The organism is Actinoallomurus purpureus, assembly GCF_024055795.1.
GTDB lineage: Bacteria > Actinomycetota > Actinomycetes > Streptosporangiales > Streptosporangiaceae > Actinoallomurus > Actinoallomurus purpureus.
Genome location: NZ_JAMXMY010000008.1, coordinates 82124 through 101267 on the forward strand (window position 1 = coordinate 82124; position 19144 = coordinate 101267).

Genomic DNA, 19144 nt, shown 5'->3' on the forward strand with positions numbered 1-19144 from the left:
GCCCGGTCAGATTCCGCCGGAGGGGCCTCCGCCACGGGACGGCCGTCCCGTCGTCGCCGCCTTCTCCGGGCGTTCCTGCGGGAAGACCACTCGGCCGTTCGGTCCGCCGCCACGGGTGGGTGCCCGCCGGACGCTGCCGGCTCATCGTGAGACCTCCTGCGGTGGATAGCGTCCCGGTGTCTGGACGAGACCGCCGGCGACGACGCCGCCGAGCGCGATGAACGCCTTCCGGGTGGGGGCGCGCAGCGAACGCAGCTCATTGCGGGGAGCGCGGTCGAGGCTGAGGTGGTCGTCCCAGGGGATGCGCACGAGGGCGCGGCAGCGGCCTCTGGCGACGGACTCGGCCTGCTCGACATCGTCCATGCTGCGGCGGCTCACGCCGTTGATGACGGTGACGGCCCTGGCCCGCAGATCCTCGTACCCATGGCCGTCGAGCCATTCGAAGGTCATGGCCACCGCCCGCGGCGCGTCGGAACTGGCGGGGGCGACCAGCACGATCTGGTCGGCGTACGGCAGCACCCGAGCGACCACGGCGGCCGCCGCGTCGAGCAGCGTGATCGAGTAGAACCGGTCGAGCGTCCGCATCGCGAGGGCGTAGTCACGGTCGTCGAGGGCCTGGACGGGGTTCTTGCCGGCCGCAACGACCTCCAGCCCCGACTTGGAGGTGGAGGTGTACCGGCGCATCATCTGGTAGCCGGTGACCTGCTCGGCATGGGTGATCAGCGAGGTCAGCGTCTCCCTGGTCTCGGTCCGGGTGCGCCGGGCCATGGCACCCGGACCCGGGTTCACGTCGACCGCGACGATCCGGTCACCGCGGTGCTGGGCGAAGGTGTGACCGAGCATGAGCGCGGTGACCGTCTGCCCGGCGCCGCCGGTGCAACCGAGCACGACGACGCGTCGGGCGCCCGCGAAGGCGGTCCGGACGCGCTCTTCGTAGTCGCCGTCACCGTTGCCGCCGCCCGAGAACATCCGCCTGCGACCACGGCCGTCGTCGCCGCGTGCCTCTTCATCGTGGCCGACCTGGGGGATCGGCCCGGGACGCACCGGTGAGGCGGGGCCGGAACGAACGGCGCGGGCGGGTGACTCCGGCGGCGCACCGGCGGCGTCCTGCCGGCCCGGCCAGTGCGGCTCCACGCCCGGCCGCGACGGGGCCGAGGGCGGGGTCGGCCGGGCCGCCGGAACCTGCGCGGGCCTCGCCGGCTGCGTCCGCGGTGGCTGGGCAGGTGCCTGAGGCGAGGCCGCCCTCGGTGGTGTGGCCTGAGGCGACGGGTGCCCGGCGGCGGGGGCCCGCGGGGGTACGGGCGGCGTCGCCGGCCGGGCCGGGGCGGATGGTGTCCATCCCGGGGCCGGAGACTGCGGCTCGCGGGCGGCCGGCGGCCGCGCTTCGCGCGAAGGCGCGCCCTCCTCGCCGTGCGACCGGCCTCGGGAGGGCGCCGCGGGCCCGCTCGGCCGACCGGGAGCGGTGCCGCGCGGTGTCGCGGCGCCGGCGTCCGGTCGCGACGCCGGTGTGCGCCGCGACCGGGCCGGCCACACGATCTGGTCCGTGCGGGCCTCGGCGACGGCCTGGTCGTCGTCGCTCAGCGCCGCCGCGCCGCCATCCGAGGCCGAACCGCCGTCCGACACCGCGCCGCGATCCGGCGCCGCGCCACGGTCCGCCGTCCTGCCGGGATCCACCGCCTCGGCCGGCCGGTGCGCCGCAGGGCGTGCCGGATCGTCGCTCCCGGCCGGTGGCTCGGCGGAACGGGGAGCCACCGGGTCGTCACCGGGCTTGGCGTGCCGCCCGTGCGGCAGTGGGATCACCGATGCGGGGAGCCCGCCCTCATCAGCCTGTTCCGGACCTGCCGGCCGGTCCGTCCCGGCAGGCGGGCCCGGCCGATCGGCCTCAGCGGGCCGAGCGGGCCGGCCGAGCGCCGGGGGCTGAACGAGCGTGGGGCCGCCCGGCCGCCGGGTGTCCATGCCGCCAGGAGCGGGTGTGGGTACGGGTGAGGCGTCGGGGTGTGCCGGGGGGGTCGGCGGAGCCGCGTGCCTGCCGGCGAGGCCTGCCCCTGTCGGCCTGGTCGGGACGTCGGCGCGGGCTGGGGCATCCGGGCGGGCGGACGCTTCCGGTCGCGCGGGGGCTTCCGGTCGCGCCGGGACGACCGGGCCGCCGGGCTTCGCCGCGGGCGGCACCGGCTGCCGCCCCGGCGTGGACGGGGTGGGCGCCGCCGCCGTCGGCCGGGCACTGGCGGCGGGAGCCTCGGGCTCGTGAGAGATGTTGCGTTGTCGCGTCACACGGCGCGGCACGTCGGCCTCCCGCCCCGGGCCCTGAGGGCCGGCGTCGGGCCGGTTCTCCACGGGCTGTCCGCGATCGGCTCCGCGCCTGTCCGCCGTGTCGCTCTCGGCGGACGCCGGGCCGGTGGCGTGGGCGGCGGGGAGCGCGGGCCTCGCCTGCGGGCCCGGCCTCGTGGGAGTGCCGGGCGAGGCAGGTGTGCCCGAGGTCCCCGGGGTGCTGGGCGAGGCGGGAAGGCCGGGCGAGGCGGGAAGGCCAGGCACGGCCTGGGGCGCCGTCGGCTGTGGGCGGGCCGGCCGGGCGGAGGTCGGTCGTGCGGAGGGCTCGGACCGCACCGGCTGGGGACGGGTCGGCTCGACCCGGCCGGGCGTGAGGCGTCGTCCGGCGGAGGCGGCCGGCGGCGCCACCGTGGTGCCGTCATGGGGGGTCGGCTGAAGGCTCGGCGCCTGCGGGCGCTGTGCGGCGGCGGGGCGGCGGGGAGTGCCGCGGGACGCCTGGCCCGCGCCGCTGTGTTCCAGGACAGGCGGCACGGTCGCGACCGGTACCGCCGCCCGTTCCAGGGCGGGCGTCTGCTCGGCCGGCTCGGCGACGGGCCGCGCGGCATGCACGCGGCGGCCTGCCAGATGGCCTCGACGCCACACCCGGCCGACGACGACGACCTCACCCGGCTCGCGGATCGGCGTCAGCCGTGCCCAGGTGCGCGCCTCGGTGAGGTAGCGGACCTGGGACATCAGCAGCTCGGTGAGGCGTTTGCCCTCGATGACGGGGCGGGTGGCCAGCCAGGTGAGAACTCCGGGCGGGACGAGGTAGACGACGTGCCAGGGCGCGTGGAACGGCAGGCCGACCACCTGGAGCAGGACGATCCAGGGCAGGAAGACACCGACGAACACACCGATCTGCACCAACGGCAGCGGCATCGGCAGGCGCAGGTCGTAGAGCTTGTACAGCCGCTTCTCAATGCGCCAGATGTTGGTGTACGTAGGCAGATCCACCCGGGCCCCACTCCCCTAATTGAGACCAGCCATGACTAGACCAGCATGACACCGGCTTTGTTCAGGATGTTTTGATTCCAAGAGCGGTCGCAATCGCCTTGGCCGTCGTCTCGATGATGTTGGGGACGTAAAATATGACTCCGATCCCGATCGCGAGGAGAATGAATTGCACGAATCGCGTGATCTCCCTCGTGAAGAGGAAGAAAATCGCGACGATGGAGACGACGACCAGGAACAACGGCCCGAATATGTCGCGCAACCACTTAGCGAGATTGCCGGTGTCGAGGCCATTGTTGGGCACCGCGTCCACATGATGCGGCAGGATCGCCAACACGTGTTGGATCATCGGCCTGGCCTTCCTTGGTCGGGGAGTGAATCGTAGCGTTCGGGACGGGCCGGCCGTGACCTCATGATCCGGCCGGAATCATGGAACCTTGAATGTCCCTGACGAACCAATATCCGCCTTTCTTGACCATGGCGAGCTGATAGGTCTGCTCGAGTGTGCCACCCGACGTCTTGGACTGACCAGCGGGAATCTGCCAGACGACCGTCGCGGTGACGGTCCGGGACGCGGCGTCACCCCGCGGGGCGATCATCTCTTTCAGCTGACCCAACGTGACGCTGTTGCCCAGCCCGGTGACGGGCGGGTCGGAGTATCGCTGGAGCGAGCCGGCATCGCTGGCGGCATAGGCCTTGAAGAAGTCGGTCAGCGGTTGCTGGAGTTCGGTCTCCAGCGCGGAATCGCGGTCCTGGGCGACCGGGGGAACTGACGCCGTGGCCGGCGGCGGGAGCATCGCGGGACGCCCGGTTATCGCCATCGCCCCGTCCTTGGCGTACACGGGCACGGCCAGTTGGAAGAGCCGCCCGTTGGCCCGCGCGAGAAGGGTGACGATGCCGTGCACGGCGTCGTCGGAACGCACGGAGGCGACATGCGCGGACTGCAAAACCGATTTACCGGTGCCGCCCCATCCGAGCTGCGGGTCGATGCCCCCGGCGATGAACTGGGCGAGCTGCCTCTGCCGATCCACCGCCGTCGCCTGGTCGTAATTCAGATAGACCTCGGCGAATGACAGGGCGTACGCCGAGGCCGCCGCCTCAGGGAACCGCGGTTTGGTCGAGTCGCTGGCCGCCGGCGTGTTGGACCGGCCCGCGGTGAACCGCTCGAAGGGTGCCCGGACGCCGTTGACCAGCACGACGATGAGGAAGGCCCAGAGGATGATCCGGCCGACGTAGATGAGCCAGCGGCCACCGGAACCGCCCCAGCCGCGACGGTCGCCACCACCATCGCCGGAGCCGCCACGGCGCCTGCCGCGGCGCCCCTTCTCGTCCGGAGTGTCCCAAGGGTCCGCGGGCGAGAATCCGCCCGGCGGGTAACCGGACGCACCGGCGTCTACAACGCCGGACGACCTGCGAGCCATCTTGCCTCCGCTCGCGCCTTCCCCCCGGATCGGCGCGCCGTCTTATCCGTCTGGTCGAGTTCGGTTTACCACCTTAACCACGGCGGTCAATTGTTCCAGTGTCGAGCGAGGATGCACAGTCCCGCCGCGCGGTTGTGGACAACTCGGTAGCCGGTGGAGCATTACCGGACAGCGAGGTTCGTCTCCCCTGCTACACGTTGAAGCGGAACTCGACCACGTCACCGTCCTGCATGACGTACTCTTTGCCCTCCATCCGGGCCTTTCCGGCCGCACGGGCGGCGGCGACCGAGCCCTCGGCCACCAGGTCCTCGTAGGACACGATCTCGGCCTTGATGAAGCCCTTCTGGAAGTCGGTGTGGATCACGCCGGCGGCCTCCGGGGCGGTGGCGCCCTTGCGGATGGTCCAGGCGCGGGCCTCCTTGGGGCCGGCGGTGAGGAACGTCTGCAGCCCCAGCGTGTCGAAACCGACGCGGACCAGCTGCAGCAGGCCGGGCTCCTCCTGCCCGGTGGACCGCAGGAGCTCCAGCGCCTCCTCGTCGGGCAGCTCGATGAGCTCCGACTCGATCTTGGCGTCGAGGAAGATGGCCTCGGCCGGGGCGACCAGCTCCTGCAGGCGGGCGCGCAGCGCCTCGTCGCCGAGCTCGTCCTCGTCGACGTTGAAGGCGTACAGGAACGGCTTGGCGGTCAGCAGGTGCAGCTCACGCAGCGGCACCGGGTCGATGCCGGAGGCGTAGACCGTGGTGCCGTCGTTGAGCGTCTTCTGCGCCACCTGGGCCGCCTCGACGACCGCGAGCTTGTCGCGGTCCTTCGTCGTCCGCGCCTCCTTCTCGAGGCGCGGCAGGGCCTTCTCCAGCGTCTGCAGGTCCGCCAGGATCAGCTCGGTATTGATCGTCTCGATGTCGCGCAGCGGGGCGACGTCGCCGTCGACATGGGTGACATCCGGATCGTCGAACACCCGGATGACCTGGCAGATCGCGTCGGTCTCCCGGATGTTGGCGAGGAACTGGTTGCCGAGTCCCTGCCCCTCGGACGCGCCCTTCACGATGCCCGCGATGTCGACGAACTGCATGGTCGCGTGCACGATCTTGGCCGAGTCGTACAGCTTGGCCAGCTCGTCGAGACGGGCGTCGGGCACTGCCACGACACCGACGTTCGGCTCGATCGTCGCGAACGGGTAGTTCGCCGCGAGAGCGGTGTTCTTGGTCAGGGCGTTGAACAGGGTCGACTTGCCCACGTTGGGCAGTCCGACGATTCCGATGGACAGGCTCACGGACGCAGAGTCTACGGGCCCCTGCGGACCGGCCGTACGGCCTGGACGCGACGGTGAACGTAGGCGCGGGGAACACGCCGGAGGCGGCTGAGGGCCGCCCGTACGGTCACGGGCTCACGAGGCGTCGCCGGGGACGGCTGCGGGCTCGTCCGCGCGTCGGGCCGACATTCTCGTGCTGCTTTGTCACGATGCGGACATGGACGTTCTCCTCGGACTCGTGATCGGGCTGGTCGTGGGCACGGTGCTCGGCATCGCCTGGACCCGGAGCCGGACCGCCGTGATCACCGCGCGGGCGAAGGCCGCGGAGGAGAAGCTCGCCTACGTCGAGGAAGGGCTGGCCGAGCGGTTCCAGGCGCTGTCGGCCCAGGCGCTCGACGCGAGCAACCAGCGCTTCCTCGAACTGGCCGGCACCCGGCTGGCCACCGCCAACGCCGAGGCCGCCGGCGAGCTGGACAAGCGCATCGCCCCGCTCCGGGACACGCTCGGCAAGGTCGAGGAGCAGCTACGCGAGGTCGAGACCGGTCGGCGCGAGTCGCACGCCATGCTGGCCAAGCAGGTGGAGTTCGTGCGGCAGAGCTCCGACCAGCTCCGCAAGGAGACCCAGACGCTCGTACGGGCGCTGCAGCGGCCGGAGGCGCGCGGGCGGTGGGGAGAGCTTCAGCTGCGCAGGGTGGTGGAGATCTCCGGCATGACCCGGCACTGCGACTTCGACGAGCAGGCCGTCGCGGAGAACGGGCTTCGTCCCGACATGGTCGTGCGGCTGGCGGGCGGCAAGAACATCGTCGTCGACTCGAAGGTCTCCCTGTCCGCGTATCTGGACGCCGCGGGCGCGGACGAGCCCGGGGCGTGGGAGGCGCGGCTGGACGCGCACGCCCGGCACCTGCGCGAGCACGTCGACCGGCTGGCCGCGAAGTCGTACTGGCAGTCCTTCAGCCCGGCCCCGGAGTTCGTGGTGCTGTTCGTGCCGGGCGAGGCGTTCCTGGCGCCCGCGCTGGACCGGGACCCCGGCCTGCTGGAGTACGCGATGCGCCGCCGGGTGCACATCGCGACGCCCACGACCCTCGTCAGCATGCTGCGCACGGCGCACTACGCCTGGCAGCAGCAGGCGTTGTCGGAGAACGCGCGCGCGGTGTTCGAACTGGGCCGGGACCTGTACGACCGGCTCGGGACGCTCGGCCGCCACGTCGATCAGCTCGGCAAGTCCCTGACGAACGCCGTCGTCGCCTACAACCGGACGATCGGGTCGCTGGAGAGCCGGGTGCTGGTGACCGCGCGCAAGCTCAACGAGCTGGGTGTCACCGACGCCGAGCTCGACCCCCCCACGCCGGTCGAGGAACCGGCCCGTTCGCCGTCCGCGGCGGAACTGGCCGACGACGCCGAGCAGAACCGCCAAATCCGCCTGCTGCCCTGACGTCGTGTCGCGAGACGCGGCGTACTGAACGGGTTACCGTGGACGAAGGCACTGTCGACCCTGGGGCGGGCTGGTGGCAACGGACACGCGCGGAGATCCGGATACGGTCTCCGCTCCGGAGCGTCGGGTGAGGCGGCGTCCGACCGCGACCCCGGTGGAGCCTTCACGGACCCGTTCGGCCGTCGCACTGACCGGCCGGGGCGGCGCCGTCGTGGTGTTCGTGTGCACGCTGCTCGGCGCGGTGATCGGCGGGCTGTTCGGGCTGCGGGAGGCGCAGGGCCTCCTGTTCGTCGTCGGGTGCCTGCTGGCGGCGCTGGCGACCCGCCGCACGGACCTGCTCACGCTGGTGGTGACTCCGCCGCTGTTGTTCTTCCTGGTGAGCCTGCTGTCGGCGGTCACCGGATCGATCGGTGAGAAGTCCTTCCTGCTGAGCACCGTGGTGACCGTGGCGGCGAAGCTCACCTCGAGCGTGCCGTGGCTGTTCCTCGGCGCGGTGCTCGTCGTGCTGATCGCGGTTCCCCGGGGGCTGCCCGCCAACCTGCGCGAGCTGCGTGCCAGGGTCGCGGCCGACAATCCGTTCCGCGGCCGCACCTCCCTGCGCGGCCGGAAGAGCAACGAGGACGACGACCCGGTCCGGTGGGACGAGAGCCCCGGAGGAAGGCTCCCCGCCGCGAAGGCCTCGCCCGCAGAGGACCCAGAGGACACCGCGGGCGAGTGACTCCCGGCTACGCCGACCGCAGGTCGCGGCGGAGCTCGTGCGGGAGAGCGAAGATCATCCGCTCGCGCACCGACTCGACCTCCTCCACGGTGTCGAAGCCGAACTCGCCGAGGCGGGCCAGCACGCCCTCGATCAGTTCTTCCGGCACCGACGCGCCGCTCGTCAGGCCCACCGTGCCGACCCCGTCGAGCCATGCGGGATCGATCTGCTCGGCGTAGTCGACGAGGTACGCGGCGTCGGCACCGTGGTCCTTGGCCACCTCGACGAGACGCTTGGAGTTGGAGGAGTTCTCCGAGCCGACCACGATGACCAGCTGGGACTCGGCGGCGATCTCCTTCACCGCGACCTGGCGGTTCTGGGTGGCGTAGCAGATGTCGTCCGACGGCGGGTCGATGAGCTTGGGGAACCGCGCGCGGAGGGCCTCGACCGTGGCCTTCGTCTCGTCGACCGACAGCGTGGTCTGGGAGAGCCACACGACCTTCTCCGGATCGCGCACCCGGACGTTCGCGACGTCGTCGGGTCCGTCGACGAGCTTGATGTGCTCCGGGGCCTCGCCGCTCGTGCCGATGACCTCCTCGTGGCCCTCGTGCCCGATCAGGAGGATGTCGTAGTCGTCGGCGGCGAACCGCCGGGCCTCCTTGTGGACCTTCGTGACCAGCGGACAGGTGGCGTCGATCGTACGGAGCGCGAGTCCGGCCGCCTCCTCGTGGACGACCGGGGCGACCCCGTGCGCGGAGAAGACGACGATGGCGCCCTCGGGGACCTCGTCGGTCTCCTCGACGAAGACGGCTCCGCGTTCTTCCAGGGTCTTCACGACGTGGACGTTGTGCACGATCTGCTTGCGGACGTAGATGGGCGCGCCGTATCGCTCGAGCGCCCGCTCCACCGCCTGCACCGCACGATCCACGCCCGCGCAGTAGCCGCGCGGCTTGGCCAGAAGAACCCGACGAGTCATGTGTTCCATGGTAGGTGTGATCGGAGTGCCCCGGTTTCGGGCGCAGAAAAACGCGGCCACTGCGCGTGACGGCGCTGCGCCGTAGGGCAGAGTGGTGGATAACAGAGCCGTCATACCGACCAGTCCGCGTCCGCGGGGCTGGAGGGGGAGCTGAAACAACGATGACACGATCGCCGCGCCGCATGAAGGAGCAAGTCCAGGAGACCGTCAGTGAGCTCCCCATCCACGCCGCCCGGCTGGCCGTGATGGGCGTCGGCCAGGCGCTGCTGCTCACCGACCGTGTCCGCAAGGATTACAAGGAGGCTCGTGAGTCGGGTCTCGGGCCGGTGCTGGGCCGGCTGCGCGACGACGCCGAGGACCTGACCGGCCGGCTCGTGGGCAAGGTGACCGGGCGGTCCGCTCCCGACGGAGGGGCGGGTGAAGGCGGCGCGCCGACCCCGGCGAGCTCCGAGATCGCCGTGGGCAAGCCGGGTGGTGCCGGCCGTACGCGCCCGGCGGCGAGCCGCACGAAGCCGTCCACAGCGGCACAGGCCAAGCCGGCCCCGGCCACGGGCAAGCCCTCGTCCCGGGCGAAGGGTGCCGCCGCGCCGGCCTCGCGTCCGGGCACCGCCGAGCGCCAGGCCAAGATCACAGAGGCGAAACCGACCGGGACGAAGACGACGGAGGCGAAGCCGGCCAAGCCCGCGCCCGCTCCCAAGCCCGCCCCGGCGCGGCCCGAGAAGACCACGACGCCGACCGCCGAGAAACCCGCCACGGCCGCCCCCGCGAAGGAGACGCCGCCGCCCTCGGCTCCGGCCGAGGAGAAGACCTCTCCCGCCACGGGCACGCGCCCCGCCGGGACCACGGCTGCGGCCGCCGCTCCGGCCAAGGAGGAGAAGCCCGCCCCGGCCGAGGGGACTGCGGCAAGCGCTCCGGCGCCGAAGGCGGAGGCCGCCCGGAACGCGGGCACGACCGCGCCGAGCACCGCGCCGGCGTCCGGCGATGAGCTGCCGATCCCTGACTACGACCACGCGTCGATCGCCTCCGTACGGGCCCGGCTGCGCAACCTGAACGTGCGCCAGGTCAACGAGTTGCGGGACTACGAACGGGCGCACTCGGCACGCGCCGAGTTCCTGCGCATGTACGAGAACCGCATCGCCAAGCTCCGCAGCGGGGACTGAGCGGGCCTGCCCCGTTCGCTTCCCCGGTGCCGCCGGGGAAGCGAACGGGGCGGCGATAACGACGGCCGTGACCGGGTGCACCCGGTCACGGCCGTCCCGCTCCGGCAGGGCGCGCGCCACTCCCTCCGCACCCGCTGAACGCGGGATCAGGAGGGGAGGGCTCAGGCCCGTGCCCGGACGCCCCGGCGGCCCATGACGACCATCACCCCTACCAACAGGGCCTGGACCCCCCAGATCGCTGCCGAGAGCATCGGCGGGCCGATACCGTCGGCCATCGCGCGGTAGGCCTCGGGGCCGACGTTCGCCAGGAGGAACAGCGCCGCAGCCAGCGACCAGCGCAGATCCCGGGTCACCGCGGTCGCCCAGACCCCGCAGGCCAGCAGGAGCATCGTCAGCGCGTTACGGACCACACCGAGTAGCGGGAGGTAGTCGGTGATCGAGTGACACCCGGCGGCAGGGTCGCAGAACGTCTCGGGACGGGAACCCACCGGGATATGCAGATGCCAGGCCGCCCAGGCGATGATCAGTGCGGCGAGCCACCACCACGAACGACTCCGCGGCCTGGCCGGGCGGCCTACGGCAAGGATGAGCAAGGCGGCCGCCATGACGACGCACCCGGTGACGGCCGTCACATCGCCGTACATCGGACCGAAGCCCGGCACCACGTTAAGGATCGGCTCCGATCCGATCGACGCACGGTTCACCTGAGACGCCTCGATCAGCGCGAGGGGCAGAGCCATCCAAAGTCGGTTGCGCAGCAGGGCCAGGAAGATGACGAGGGGGCCGACCACCCATCCCGTGGACGGATTCCAGAGTCCCATGTCGAGGAACCTGAGATCCGAGAAGAGATTGGCCAGGGCGATGAGGAATGCGCCCAGGGCCAAGCCGTCGGCCCACCACGGCGCAGGATGCGCGGTGCGCTCGCGGAGGCGTGTCGCCAGGCCGCCGCCGATCAGGCCGACGGCCTCGCGGACGGGCGGCCGGCGGCGCCCCGCGGAGATCTCCAGCAGCGTTCCGACGATCTCCTCTCCGTGCGCGGCGCGATAGGCGGGCGGGTACGCCCGCAGCAGCCGGCGGTACCAGGACTCCGGACCCCGACCCGCTCTTTCTCCACCCGGGTCCTCGGCTCCCGAGTCGTCGCGCGCTTCCGGCCCCCTCATGAGAGCGCCGTCCCAGGCCGTCCGAACACGATCCTGACCGCTCGCGCCATGCGCTTCGCCTCCTCGGTGACGGCCTCGGCGCCGTCCTCGGTGATCCGGAAGTAGCGGCGGGGCCGCCCGCCGACGGTCTCCTCACGGTCCACGGCGATCAGGCCGGCGCCGGCCAGCCGGTCGAGCGCGCCGTAGAGGGTGCCGACGGCGAGCCGTACCCGGCCGCCGGACTGCTCCTCGGTGCGCTTGATGATCGCGTAACCGTGCAGGGGACCGTCGAGGAGCGCCGCCAGAATGAAGTAGGTGGGTTCGCTCATCGACCGCATGACGCCGAACAATACATCGGCTCACGAAGTATTGGCTAGGCTTCCGCCATGGCGTTGGAAACCTCACCGGAGTCACCCACCCCGGTCCGCACCGTCCTGCAGCTCGTCGGCGGCTGGATCGCCAAGCTCGGCAGGATCTGGGTCGAAGGACAGATCACCGAGCTGAACCGCCGGGCCGGCACCGTGTACTTCACACTGCGCGATCCGGTGGCCAACGTCTCGGTGCGGGTCGTCTGCCCGCGCGCGGTGTGCGACAACGCCGGTCCGGCCGTGGTGGACGGCGCGCGGGTCGTCATCCACGCCAAACCGGACTTCTATATCAACCGCGGTTCGTTCGCGCTGTCGGCGTTCGAGATCCGGCCGGTGGGCGTGGGCGAACTACTGGCCCGGCTCGAGCGCCTCAAGCAACTCCTCACCGCCGAAGGGGTGTTCAACGCCGAGCGCAAGCGGCCGCTGCCCTTCCTGCCCGGCACGATCGGGCTGATCTGCGGCCGTGACTCCGCCGCCGAACGCGACGTGCTGGACAACTCCCGGCGCCGCTGGCCCGCCGTCCGGTTCACCGTGGAGAACACCCCCGTCCAGGGGTCGTACGCGGTGAGCGAGATCATCGACGCGCTCCACCGGCTGGACGCCGCCCCCGACGTGGACGTGATCATCATCGCGCGTGGGGGCGGGTCCCTGGAGGACCTGCTGCCGTTCAGCGACGAGGCACTCGTCCGGGCCGTGGCCGCCGCCCGTACGCCGGTCGTCTCCGCGATCGGCCACGAGCAGGACACTCCGCTGCTCGACTACGTCGCCGACGTGCGCGCCTCCACCCCGACCGACGCGGCCAAGAAGACCGTGCCGGACGTCCGCGAGCAGCTCACGCTGATCGGGCAGCTGCGCGACCGGGGGCGTCGCTGCCTGTCCGGGCGGGTGGAACGCGAGGTCCAGTGGCTGACGGGGATGCGTTCCCGGCCCGCGCTCGCCGATCCGGCCCGGGAGATCGAGCGGCAGACGGAGGGCGTCGCGACCCTGCGCGACCGGTCCCGGCGCTGCCTGGCCGCGGCGCTCGACCGGGCGGGTGACGGCCTCTCCCACACGCGGGCGCGGCTCGTCGCCCTCTCCCCGGCGGCCACGCTCGAACGCGGCTACGCGATCGCGCAGCGCCCGGACGAGTCCGTCGTACGGGCGGCGGCGGACGTGCGGAAGGACGACGAACTGCTCGTCCGGTTCAAGGACGGCCGGATCACCGTGCGCGTCGACTCGGCCTGAGGCCCCGGGGCGCTTCCGAATCGGAATGCGCATCCGTCACATCGGTCGCAAAGATATGGTCTTGTCACAGTATTTCCCACTTCGGGCCGATCGCGGACAGCTGCAGGAGCCCGAGATCTCGTGAAGGACCTCCGTTGACCCAGCCTCCGCCGTACCCGCAGCAGCCCTCCCCCGGCCCCTACGGCGGGCAGCCCTACCAAGGCGGCCCCCAGGACCACCCTCAGCCCTACCCCGGCCCGCAGTACCCCCAGCAGCCGTATCAGGGGCAGCAGGGACAACCCCCCGCGCAGGGGGGCTACCAGCAGGCGTACCCCGCCGGGCAGGGGCACCAGGGGCCGTACCCGGCGGGCCAGGGCTACCAGCAGGCCTATCAGGGCCAGGCCGCCGCGTACCCGGGCCAGCCGAACGCCTACCAGGCTCAGCCGCAGGCATATCAGGGGCAGCCGCAGGCCTACCAGGGGCAGCATGCCGGGTACCAGCAGGCTCCGGCCGGCCACCCGGCACCGATGGGGGGCCCGTACGCCGGTGATGGTCTGGCCTGCCGGGTCTGCGCCGCCACGCCCGCGGTGAAGGCCACGTTCCGCGGGGTCGTAGGCGCGATCGTCATGCACACCATCTGGACGGCCACCGGACCGTTCTGCCGCGACTGCGGTCAGGCGACGTTCCGCAAGCAGACCGCGAGGACGCTCGCCGGCGGCTGGTGCAGCATCGGCGCGCTGGTGCTGGCCCCGTTCTTCCTGCTGTTCAACGTCATCGCCCGCGGCAAGGTCGTGAACCTGCCCGCGCCGCAGCGCGCCGCCGGCGGCCCGGCGCCCCTGGAGCCCGGCAAGCCGGTGTTCCAGCGGCCGACCGCCTACGTCTATCCGGTGATCTTCTTCCTGTTCTGCATGCTCCTGCTCATCGGCATCCTGGCCCGCTGACCCCGGATCTCCCCGGCTCGCCGGGGCGGACACGTGCGCGTCGAACCGTGATGGGTGAGGCGATCGCACGCTGCCCTTAGGGTTGGAGTGTGGCGGAGGAGAAACCGGAGCTGTCCTACGAACAGGCGCGCGACGAGTTGACGGACGTCGTACGGCGCCTCGAGGCGGGCGGGCTCACGCTCGAGGAGTCCCTGGCGCTCTGGGAGCGCGGCGAACGGCTGGCCGCGATCTGTGAGGAGTGGCTCGAGGGCGCCCGGGCCAGGCTCGCCGCGGCCATGGCGGAGCGCGCCGAGCCCGCCGACCGCCAGGAGGGTGCGCCCTTCTGAGCCGGTCCGACGCCGGACCACCGGCCGGACCACGGGTCCGTACCCGGACGCCGGGGCCGGTGGCCGCACCGGGACGCGAGGCCGACGGCCGAACCGCACGGGCGGCCCGGCGCGCCGGGCGCACGACCGCGACGGTCGCGGGCCGGGTGATCAGGAGTTCGACGTGCCGAGCCAGCGGGCGATCGCCGCGGCACGCGTACGCACGCCGAGTTTGGCGTAGATACGGCTGACGTGGTTCTTGACGGTCTTCTCGGACAGGACCAGTTCGTCGGCGATCTCGAGGTTCGAGCGTCCCTGCGTGATGAGCCGCATCACCTCGACCTCGCGCGTGGACAGGCCCAGCCCCCCGTCTCCGGCCGGAGAGGCCCCGGAGGCGCATTGCAGGGACTGCACCACCACCCGGGCGGCCACCGCGGACAGCGGGTTGGCCCGGCCCGCCACGACGTCGCGGATCGCCACGACGAGGTCGTCCGGGGAGAAGGACCCGTGGACGAGGTAGCCGCACGCCCCGGCCTGGATGGAGCCCCGGATCGACTCGGAGTCCTCGTTGTAGGACAGCATGAGGACCCGGGTGATCGTGGCGAGCGTACGGGCCGCCCGCACGCCGTCGACCTCGGGCATGCGCACGTCGAGAAGGACGAGGTCGGGCCGCAGTTGCCGGGCCAGTTCGATGGCCTGGCGGCCGTCACCGGCCGTCGCGAGCACCTTGACGTCGTCGGCGGTCTCCAGCAGGGCGACGAGCCCCATGAGCACCACCGGGTTGTCATCCACCACCATGACGCTGATCATCGAACCGCCTCCCGTGCTCCGTGAATCTCCGGCAGGCTCACCGTGAGGGTGCTGCCGTTGCCGGGTGAGGACGTCAGGGTCAGCACGCCGCCGGCCCGTCTGGCCCGTTCTCCCATTCCGAGGACGCCGTAGTGACCGTCCCGTGCCAGGGCGCCCGTCAGGTCGGCCATGTCGGGCGGGCACTCGAAGCCCTTGCCGTCGTCGCGTACCGACAACTCCACGCCACGGCCTGTCGCCGTCAAGGTGACCTTCACCCTCGCGGCGGCGGCGTGGCGTTCCACGTTGGTCAGCGCCTCCTTCAGGATCGCCAGTGTCTCCGCTCGCCGGACGGGCGGGAGCCGCACGTCGTCGTCCACCTCGATCTCCACCGTGATCGCGGTGGTCGCCTCCCAGTCCGCGGTCATCTGCCGGACCGCGTCGGCGAGCGACCGGCCCTGCCCTTCATCCCGCAGGCCGGCGATGAGCTCCCTGGCCTCGGCCACCGCGATCTTCACACCGGCCGCGATGTTCTCCGCCTCCTGCTCGGCGCGGGGCGGCGACTTGCGCACCCACGCCGGCAGCGCGGCCGCCGACAGCGCGACGCCGTGCAGCGTCTTGGCCAGGGAGTCGTGCATGTCGCGGGCGAGCCGCAAGCGCTCCTCCGCCGACGCCGCGATCACCTCAGCCCGCCGCCGGGCCTCTTCCGCCTCCGCGAACTGTTCGAGCAGCCGGTGCACGGCGATGCCGGTGCATCCGGCCACCGGGTAGAAGACCGGCAGCGCGATCACCGCCTGGAGGTTGACGTTCTGGATCGCCCGTGCGGCGAGGTCGTACAGCGCGATCTGCAGTGCGCAGACGAACAGCAGTCCCCGCCACTCGTACAGCACTCCGGCGAGCGCCGAGGTGACCACGCTGAACAGGAAGAACGGACCGAAGGCGCCGGCGGGCTCCAGCACGAGGTAGGCCGCGGCGGCGTCCACCACCAGTGTGAGCGGACTGCGGGCGAGCAGCGGCAGCAGCCGACTCGGCGCCTGCGCCACCGCGATCGAGATGACGGCCACGACGCCCATCGGGACGAGCTCCGCGGAGGTGAACTTCGCGCTCGGCACGAGGACCACGGCCATCGCGAGCAACAGCAGACGTGCGTACATCAACAGCCGGACGGTGACGTTCAGCCGCGAGGACAGGGTGCCGTTCATCGGTCAACGCGAACAGTGCAGGTCGTCTTTGACGCGCAGGGCGAGGGCGCATCGGAACAGGGTCATGATCTGCTGGTTGTTCCGGATGGGATAGGCGGCGCCTTCCGTGGCCGCGGCGATCCTCTTCAGCGGTGTCATGTCGACGCCCTCCCCGAACGCCATCAGGGTGATGTTGACCTGGTGTTCCGGGTCGAAGTCCTTCTGCAGCTCGGTCACCAGCCGGTCGAGCGTGATCCGATCGTTGGCGCCGGAGGCGCCGCCGGTGAGGACGAGCACCTCGTTGAGCATCCCGGGCCGGTAGCCCTTCGACAGCTCGCGGTAGGCGTCGAGGATGGCGTCGTACAGGCCGCCGTTCCTCCCCTTCTTCGGCCGCAACCCGCCGATCTGCTGGAGCAGCCGGGCCCTGCGGGTGCCGTAGGGGGGACTGATCTCCCGCAGTGGGCCGACACTGACCAGTGGCCGGTACGGGCGGGCGTCACGGCCGGGGAAGGACCACAGCCCGAACTCGGTGTCATCCTCCATCATTGAGAACCCGCTGCTCAGCGCCCCCGCCATCGCCTGCGTGCGCGTGGCGGTTCCCATGCGGGCGAGCGTGGCGTCCGACACGTCGATCAGCGCGAGGGCCCGCAGGCCCTGCCGCATCTTCGTCCAGGTGTCGCGCATCCCGCGCGCCGCTCCCGGGCGGATCACGGGGAGCACGCGCGGTGCGGCGGCCGGCAGCCCGGCGGAGATGAGCCTGCCCGCGTCGCCGCCGGGCGTACGGAGCCAGGCGTCGTGCAGCCGGGCCACTCCGTCGGAGGAGCGCAGCGCGGCGAGGAGGCCGGCCGCGACACGTCCGCGGTCCCGGTCGGCGGTGAGGACGGCGTACGGGAAGTCGAGGATCGGTGCCGTCGGCGGGTAGACCGCGGTGACCTGGCGCCCCTCCTGTTGCTGCCGCCAGATCGTCTGCTCGGAGACGGGCAGCACGGGCGGGGTGCCCTGGTCGGCGAGGGCGGTGATGGCGTCCGTGGCGTCGGACGACGGCTGGACGCCCTGCAGCATGCCGCTGAACGTCTGGAGTCCGTCGGCTCCGCTGCCAGCGGCGGATGAGAGGGCGAGCAGCGACGCCATCCCCGTCGCGGACGCCTCCGGGTCGAGCAGGCGCAGGCTGTAGGTGTCACCGCGGAAGCCTCCCCACCCCTGTTTCGCCAGCTTGGCCACGTGGCGCTGGGCGCCCTCCGGCGTCATGGCGAACACCACCGGAGACGAGGCCACCGAGGGCGCGGACCGGACCACCCCGTCCTTGATGCCGTCGAACCACAGGGACGAGTCGGCGATCCAGACGTCCGGGCGGGCGTCGGCCGTCATGTCGCCGGAGGACAACAGTCGTGCCGTCTGCGCCGAGTCGCCGGTCACCACGTTGACGTCGGCGCAGTGGGCCGCGTTGTAGCGGGCCGCCACTTCGGTGACCGCCGCGGCGATCGCCGGATCGGCCGTCACGGTCAGGGACCGGTCCTGACAGCCGGTGTGGTTCCGATAGACGAGCCAACCTCCACCGCCGAGTGCCAGACCGACGACGAGGGCGACGGCCGCCGCCATGCTCGTGCGTTCGCGCCCCCTCAGGGAGGAGAGGGCCGCGCCCGTGGAATCCGAAAGTACTTCATGTTCTGCGAATGAGGAGTCCACCGTGGTGAGTCTCCATGGGGAGATGTGTGCCTGCATTGCATTGCGCAAGCGCGACGATCAGTAGGGTCCCCATGGCCCCACAAGCTACATCAATTTCTCTGCTATCGGGGGATTACGGACATCCTAGGAGTGCTGCTTCGGCTGCGGCCGGAGCGAGCCCGCCAGCGTGGCCAGTTCCTCGTACGAGGCCGTACCCGTGACGACCAGCGTGACGCCCGGCAGCCGACGCACCAGCGACCGCTGGTTCTTGTCCTTACGGAAGGTCTTGTCCCACGCGGCACCGGACACCTGAAGGGAGCCGTCCGGCCTTCCCTGGCTCGTCATGCGGGCGACGAAGCCGTCGCTGCCGTCGGCCCGTTCGCCGCTCTCCTCCAGCGCGGCGTACTGCTTGCCGGGCGTGTAGAAGCCGAGATGCCAGCCGACCGGGCCGTTCGCCCGGCCGGTCAGCCGCGAACTGGTGGGATACCACTTCGGGTCCAGCCCCTGGGGCGCCTGCACGGTGAACGGCGCGATCGCCACCAGGCCGTTCAGGTTCGCGCGGTAGTCCACCTGCGGGATGGCGTTCGGATTGCGCCGGGGAGTGACCAGCAGGACGAACCCGACGACCACCAGGCAGGCGAGCATCGCGGCCGCGAACCCCGAGAACCCGGACATGAGGCGCCGGTACACCGATGGTGACACGGTGATCGGACCCTCGCCGGCCGACGTCTCCGGCGGGGCCTGGGTGCTCACCGGCGACCCGGCCGTCTCACGGCTTTCGCTCACGCCGGCTCTCCAGACTCGAGATGATCGCCAGCACGTCGTCGGCCAGCCGCCGGGAGGCCTCTTCGTCCTCCGACAGGGACACCTCGGAGACTGCGCCGGACACCGCGCCGGTCAGCACGACCACGAGCGCCTCGTCGACGTCGCCGTCACCGGAGTCGAACAGCGCGGCGTTGCGCCGCGCCCAGGTGCGCAGCCGCTCGCGCAGCACCCGGTCGAAGCCGGGCGGGCCGTCGCCGGACACGAACAACCGGGACAGGTCCGGCTCGGCGAGGCAGCCGTCGAGGTAGGCGCGCGCCCCCGCGATGAACACGCGCATGGGGTCGGTCTCCCCCAGGTCGCGGGCCCGGTGGACGGCCTCGCGCGTGCGCTCCTGCTGGCGGGCCTGGAACTCGCCGAAGAGCGTGAGGTAGAGATCGGCCTTGCCGCTGAAGTGGTGGTAGAGGCTGCCGACGCTGGCGCCCGCCTTGGCGACGATGTCGGTGACCGCCGCCTGGGCGAACCCTGCCTCGGAGAACACCTGGCGCGCGGCCGTCAGCAGCGCGCTCCGCGTGGCGGCGCCTCGATCCGACATGCGCGA

The 19144-nt window shown here is 71.9% G+C and carries 18 protein-coding genes; 6 read left to right on the plus strand and 12 right to left on the minus strand.

Going from position 1 to position 19144, the window contains the following annotated elements; translation table 11 throughout:
* Positions 1–141: 141 nt before the first annotated feature.
* The 4 genes from NE236_RS16675 to ychF form a co-directional block, all read right to left on the minus strand.
* A complete protein-coding gene (locus NE236_RS16675) occupies positions 142–3261 on the minus strand; it encodes a TcpE family conjugal transfer membrane protein (protein ID WP_252842900.1) in 3120 nt (1039 codons plus the stop codon).
* Positions 3262–3322: 61 nt separating this feature from the next.
* Positions 3323–3607 (minus strand): hypothetical protein, encoded by a 285-nt coding sequence (locus NE236_RS16680; protein WP_252842901.1) that lies wholly within the window; start codon positions 3605–3607, stop codon positions 3323–3325.
* Between the two features lie 61 nt (positions 3608–3668).
* Entirely contained in the window at positions 3669–4679 is a 1011-nt protein-coding gene (locus NE236_RS16685) for a conjugal transfer protein (RefSeq protein ID WP_252842902.1), read from the minus strand.
* Between the two features lie 190 nt (positions 4680–4869).
* Positions 4870–5949 carry a redox-regulated ATPase YchF gene (gene ychF / locus NE236_RS16690; protein WP_252842903.1) on the minus strand — a complete coding sequence of 360 codons (1080 nt, stop codon included), beginning with the start codon at positions 5947–5949 and terminating at the stop codon, positions 4870–4872.
* Positions 5950–6145: 196 nt separating this feature from the next.
* Between ychF and NE236_RS16695 the strand changes: the two genes are divergently transcribed.
* Both NE236_RS16695 and NE236_RS16700 read left to right on the plus strand, forming a co-directional pair.
* Positions 6146–7360, plus strand: coding sequence for a DNA recombination protein RmuC (locus NE236_RS16695; RefSeq protein WP_252842904.1), 1215 nt, complete (start codon positions 6146–6148; stop codon positions 7358–7360).
* Positions 7361–7514: 154 nt separating this feature from the next.
* Positions 7515–8078, plus strand: a complete 564-nt coding sequence (locus tag NE236_RS16700) for a DUF6542 domain-containing protein (RefSeq protein WP_252842905.1) — start codon at positions 7515–7517, stop codon at positions 8076–8078.
* A 7-nt stretch (positions 8079–8085) separates the two neighbouring features.
* Here the strand turns inward: NE236_RS16700 and NE236_RS16705 are convergent, their stop codons facing one another.
* The gene (locus tag NE236_RS16705; RefSeq protein WP_252842906.1) at positions 8086–9033 is read right to left on the minus strand and encodes a 4-hydroxy-3-methylbut-2-enyl diphosphate reductase; all 948 of its coding nucleotides are present in this window, start codon (positions 9031–9033) and stop codon (positions 8086–8088) included.
* A 182-nt stretch (positions 9034–9215) separates the two neighbouring features.
* On the opposite strand from NE236_RS16705, the gene NE236_RS16710 reads away from it, so the two are divergent.
* Positions 9216–10193, plus strand: a complete 978-nt coding sequence (locus tag NE236_RS16710) for a DUF8129 domain-containing protein (protein ID WP_252842907.1) — start codon at positions 9216–9218, stop codon at positions 10191–10193.
* Between the two features lie 161 nt (positions 10194–10354).
* Here the strand turns inward: NE236_RS16710 and NE236_RS16715 are convergent, their stop codons facing one another.
* Positions 10355–11353 (minus strand): hypothetical protein, encoded by a 999-nt coding sequence (locus tag NE236_RS16715; protein ID WP_252842908.1) that lies wholly within the window; start codon positions 11351–11353, stop codon positions 10355–10357.
* Positions 11350–11661, minus strand: a complete 312-nt coding sequence (locus NE236_RS16720) for a PadR family transcriptional regulator (protein ID WP_252842909.1) — start codon at positions 11659–11661, stop codon at positions 11350–11352. The genes NE236_RS16715 and NE236_RS16720 overlap by 4 nt, the downstream gene beginning before the upstream one ends.
* A 57-nt stretch (positions 11662–11718) precedes the next feature.
* Here NE236_RS16720 and xseA point away from each other — a divergent pair, with 57 nt between their 5' ends.
* The 3 genes from xseA (at position 11719) to NE236_RS16735 (ending at position 14170) form a co-directional block, all read left to right on the plus strand.
* On the plus strand, positions 11719–12924 hold the full coding sequence (gene xseA / locus NE236_RS16725) for an exodeoxyribonuclease VII large subunit (protein WP_252842910.1): 1206 nt from the start codon (positions 11719–11721) through the stop codon (positions 12922–12924).
* A 134-nt stretch (positions 12925–13058) separates the two neighbouring features.
* Positions 13059–13844 carry a hypothetical protein gene (locus NE236_RS16730; RefSeq protein WP_252842911.1) on the plus strand — a complete coding sequence of 262 codons (786 nt, stop codon included), beginning with the start codon at positions 13059–13061 and terminating at the stop codon, positions 13842–13844.
* 89 nt (positions 13845–13933) lie between these two features.
* On the plus strand, positions 13934–14170 hold the full coding sequence (locus tag NE236_RS16735; protein ID WP_252842912.1) for an exodeoxyribonuclease VII small subunit: 237 nt from the start codon (positions 13934–13936) through the stop codon (positions 14168–14170).
* A 150-nt stretch (positions 14171–14320) separates the two neighbouring features.
* Here NE236_RS16735 and NE236_RS16740 read toward each other — a convergent pair whose 3' ends face one another.
* From NE236_RS16740 to NE236_RS16760, 5 genes are all read right to left on the minus strand, one after another.
* Positions 14321–14959, minus strand: a complete 639-nt coding sequence (locus tag NE236_RS16740; RefSeq protein WP_252842913.1) for a response regulator — start codon at positions 14957–14959, stop codon at positions 14321–14323.
* Positions 14956–16137: a sensor histidine kinase gene (locus NE236_RS16745; protein ID WP_252842914.1), complete on the minus strand. Its 1182-nt coding sequence runs from the start codon at positions 16135–16137 to the stop codon at positions 14956–14958. The genes NE236_RS16740 and NE236_RS16745 overlap by 4 nt, the downstream gene beginning before the upstream one ends.
* Positions 16138–16140: 3 nt before the next feature.
* Positions 16141–17715, minus strand: coding sequence for a substrate-binding and VWA domain-containing protein (locus NE236_RS16750; protein WP_252842915.1), 1575 nt, complete (start codon positions 17713–17715; stop codon positions 16141–16143).
* A 210-nt stretch (positions 17716–17925) separates the two neighbouring features.
* Positions 17926–18567, minus strand: a complete 642-nt coding sequence (locus NE236_RS16755) for a DUF4245 domain-containing protein (protein ID WP_252842916.1) — start codon at positions 18565–18567, stop codon at positions 17926–17928.
* Positions 18551–19138 carry a TetR/AcrR family transcriptional regulator gene (locus tag NE236_RS16760; protein WP_252843121.1) on the minus strand — a complete coding sequence of 196 codons (588 nt, stop codon included), beginning with the start codon at positions 19136–19138 and terminating at the stop codon, positions 18551–18553. Before NE236_RS16760 ends, NE236_RS16755 begins: the two co-directional genes overlap by 17 nt.
* Positions 19139–19144: the final 6 nt, after the last annotated feature.